The following is a 4,418-nucleotide window of genomic DNA, read 5'->3' on the forward strand; positions in this document are numbered from 1 at the left end:
TGATATTGGTAAAACACCGTCGCAAGTCAGTGCAAACTTCTCTGAAATGGAGAGTATGTTCCGCAGCAATGAAAAAGGTCACCTCACGTTTCCCTATAGCGGCATCCAATTTGATGGCTACTTTCAACGGGTAAATTTGACCGAGGGGAGATACTGGACCTTGATGGTCTTTGTCGATCAAAAAACAGCACTGGCTGAAGTCACCGATGCTCAAATCGAATCGGTAGGCACAGGGATATTACTCTTGATCGTCAGCCTGGGCGCCATTTATGGCATTATTCAGGTCTCTTATCGACCCCTCCTTAAGCTTAAAGAAGCGGTCCTTGATCTCTCTCGCGGCGAGGGCGACCTAACAACACGCCTCGACGTTAACGGTAATGATGACCTAGCCCAGATCAGTGATGGCTTCAACCGGTTCGTCGAAAACTTACAAAATATGATGTTAAGCGTGGCAGAGTCCAGCCAGGCGATTTCGGCCAATATCAGCCAGTTATCACAAACGACCAGTGAAAATGAAGCTGTATTAGATGCTCACTCAGCAGAAACCGAGCAAGTGGTCACCGCAATCACTCAAATGAGCGAGAGCGCACGGAGTATTGCTGAGAACGTATCTCAATCTAACAACATTACTGCAGCGGCCAGCAAAGAAGCCAATCAGTCACTAAAAGTAGTTGATAACGCTGTCGTCACGGTCAGTGCGCTGGTTGATGAAGTGGAAGAAATGTCGGGCCGTATTACCAGCATGAATACAGATGCAAACCGGATTAGTGACGTCTTAACTGTCATTGGCGATATTTCAGAACAGACCAACCTCCTTGCGTTAAACGCGGCGATTGAGGCAGCACGCGCTGGTGAACAGGGCCGTGGTTTTGCGGTTGTCGCCGATGAAGTCCGCGCGTTAGCGGCGCGTACACAAAGCAGCACAACCGAAATCTCTGACATGCTCACTGCATTACTCGATGGCACGTCCAGCGTGGTTGAAGCGATGGAAAAAACCAAAGAGCAATGTCAAACCACAGCTGATAAAACCTCGGAAGTCTCAAATAGCTTGACGATTATGAGCGCGTCGGTCACTGAAATTGACGATGTGAGTACACAGATTGCAACGGCTACCGAGCAGCAAAGTTCAGTTGCTGAAGAGCTCAGTAAGAACATGTTGTCGATCCGCGATATGGTGAGCAAACTCGTGGATAGCGGGAATCAAACCTCTGCCGCCACCAAGTCACTCACCCACTCTAACGAAGAGTTGGATCGGATGGTTAATAACTTTAAATTGCGCTAAGTGTCACTGGCCAAAGGCCATCACTCTCTATTGCTTTAAGCATCGTGATCAGGCGGCACTACCGCTGCCTGATCATCATCGTTAAAGGTTGTTGTTATGTCCCATTCACTGATATCCCACGCGTTAACGCCCGTTTTTTTAAGTCAGTATCAAACAATCCGCCAACATTTTTTTAATCGTGATCCTAAGCGTTGGCCTATTTATCACACACCAGAATTAGCGCACTGGCTTGCGAATGGCATGCAGCCTGCGTTTGAAAGCAGTGATGTGTTACTGAAGCAACAAACCGAGATCCCCACACAAAGTGACTTAGGCGCCACCACCTTTCCCAAGCTTGCATTACAAGCGGCAACCCATTCGAAAGACTGGACGTCACCTCGATCGGTCGAAAATGTGATTACCGCACCGTGCGATCCTGCTATACACGGTGCATTACTGGCCACAATGGCCAATCCTAACCTAGTCTACAGTGAATATGYGGGTTTATCGGTCGAGTTAGAAAAGACGTTAGTCCGGCAAATGGCCAATCTCATTGGCTACGAACCTGATCAATCTACCGGTATATTCACGCAAGGTGGTACCTTTGGTAATTTGTATGGATATTTAATGGGATTGAGAAAACAGTTCCCCCATTCCGGGCAACGCGGGTTGCAAGGGCAAGACTTCCGCATGATTAACTCACTTGCGGGTCACTACTCCAATATGACGAACTTAGGTCTATTGGGCACCGATATCCCCAGACAAGCGCTCCGAATCGAAGTCGATAGCAATAATCGGCTCGATCTGGATGACTTTTCTCGCACCCTCAATCACTGTTTTGCCGAGGGCATTCCCGTCCCTACTGTCTTACTCACCTTTGGTACGACAGATACATTTGCGATTGACGATGTTGAGCGTGTCTGTCGCATTAATGAGCAAGCTTGCCAACGCTTTAATGTCACGGTGAAACCACATATTCATGTTGATGCCGCCGTCGGCTGGCCACTGATCATGTTTAATGATTACGCGTTCGACACCAACCCTATTGGTTTGAACAACAATCTATTAGAGAAGCTTCACGCATTAGCGCCAAAAATTCGTGGACTCCGTTTTGCGGATTCTGTGACCATCGACTTTCAAAAGTGGGGATATGTCCCCTATACCGCAAGCTTGGTGATGTTTAAGCACCAAGCCGATATGGAGTACCTAAAACAAGATCCGCACTACTTCTCTTATTTCGAGTCAAACAAAACAGCGCAAACGCATTTGCAGTCGACCATAGAATGTTCTCGTGGTGCCGCGGGTGTCTATGGGAGTTATTGCGCGTTGAATATGCTTGGCAAGCGCGGCTATCAAACAATGGTAGGACACGGCTTACAAAATGCCGAATACCTGAAAGCACACTTATCGTCACTTCCTCACTGCAAAGTTGTTGCGAAAGATAATCTCGGGCCAACAGTCGCCTTTCGTCTATATCAACCTTCAGCAACCCTAAACGTCGATGCCGTTTTTCAACAAGAGCAGTCACTTCACCACGTTGGTGATAAAGTGGATAGCATCACTCAACATAGCTTGTTTCACCGTCAACACTTCCTCAACCGCAAAGGCAAACAGCTACAAACAAATTGGGTAGAATCCATTGCCCATACAGAGTTTGATCATCACGGGCAATGTTTGTTTATTCCTGGAGAAAAAGCTGTATTTTTAAACCCCTATACACGCTATCACCATATCGAGCAATTTGTTGCTTCATTGCAACCCGAATCCTCGACACAGCTTGTTTAAACGCCAGGTTCACCAACGCCAAAAGTGAGGCATAAACAGTGCAAGGACGGTGAAATACTCCAAGCGCCCAAGGATCATGGCAACATTGAGTATCCAAATCCCGGTGTCTGTGACCGGCTGGAAGTTGCTGCCCACTTCGCCAAACCCAGGGCCAAGGACATTAATACATGCCACAACAGCGGTAAAAGAGGACCAAAAATCGAGACCGGTTGTCATCATTAATAGCGTGAAGACACCGGTCGTCAGCGAGGCAAGCGACATAAACGCCATGACCGCTTGGGTCACATCGTTCGACACCACTTTATCTTGATACCGAATCGGTAATACTGCCGACGGATGAACCAATTGATGAAGTTGGCGACGGATAATTTTAAACGTAATGATGTCACGAATAATTTTATTCCCGCCCGCGGTTGAGCCAGAACAGCCACCGAGATAGGCACAAAACACCAAAAACAACGCCGTGGCCGCCGGCCAAGTACTTAAGTCAGCAGCACCGAAGCCGGTACTGGTAATAAACGACACCACGTGAAATGCAGCAAAGCTAAGAGAGGCCCACAGCGAGTCGTAGCGTGCTTCACTATAAAGATATAAGCCAAGTATTGCCGACATGCACGTCACGACAATAAGAAACACACGTGATTCCTCATCGTCGATGTAGAGCCTCAAACCACGCCAACCGATGCGAAAAATACGAAAATGTAGCGCAAAGTTAATCGCGCCCAATAGCATAAAGACATTCGCAATCATAAGCAGCGTATGACTTTGAAAATACCACATACTCGCGTCATGGGTTGAAAATCCACCCGTTGATACCGTGGAAAAGCTATGTGCAATCGCATCATATGCACTCATTCCCGCAAGATAATACGCCAGTGCGCAGGCCAAGGTAATCACCAGATAAACCCCCCACAAATAGTGTGCGGTCTTAGCGATACGTGGCGATAGCTTTTCATCTTTGATCGGGCCTGGCGTTTCTGCTTTAAGCAACCGCATGCCCCCCACGTTGAGCATGGGTAACACCGCAACCACAAAGATAACGACGCCTAAACCTCCCATCCACTGGAGAAATTGGCGATACAGCAGAAATGCCGCTGGCATGTCATCGAGACCACTGAGAATAGTTGCTCCGGCGGTGCTCAGTGCGCTAATAGATTCAAACGTTGCATCGGCAAAGTTAACGCCTGTCACTAGCTTTATTGGTATTCCGCCAAGTAGCCCCACCAACACCCAAGTCAGCGTTGAAAACAACAAGGCATCGCGAAAGGTGACCTGATTGAGCTTACTTTTACGAAATAACCAAGAAATCACTAATGATGCCAGCATCATGAGTAAGGAGGGATAGAAAAAGAGTGTCGAGACACCGTCGCGA

General features: G+C 47.8%; 3 protein-coding genes. 2 read left to right on the top strand and 1 reads right to left on the bottom strand.

Going from position 1 to position 4,418, the window contains the following annotated elements; genetic code table 11:
* Nucleotides 1–1,282: methyl-accepting chemotaxis protein (locus tag BZG79_RS12215; protein WP_108743288.1), on the top strand; the 1,282-nt coding region annotated here is incomplete at its 5' end.
* Between the two features lie 96 nt (nt 1,283–1,378).
* Nucleotides 1,379–3,046 (top strand): pyridoxal-dependent decarboxylase, encoded by a 1,668-nt coding sequence (locus BZG79_RS12220; protein WP_077774505.1) that lies wholly within the window; start codon nt 1,379–1,381, stop codon nt 3,044–3,046.
* Between the two features lie 9 nt (nt 3,047–3,055).
* Here BZG79_RS12220 and BZG79_RS12225 read toward each other — a convergent pair.
* On the bottom strand, nt 3,056–4,418 hold a 1,363-nt coding region (locus BZG79_RS12225; RefSeq protein ID WP_077774507.1), incomplete at its 5' end, for a potassium transporter TrkG.

This window comes from Salinivibrio sp. MA427, from assembly GCF_001996115.1.
Taxonomy (GTDB): domain Bacteria; phylum Pseudomonadota; class Gammaproteobacteria; order Enterobacterales; family Vibrionaceae; genus Salinivibrio; species Salinivibrio costicola.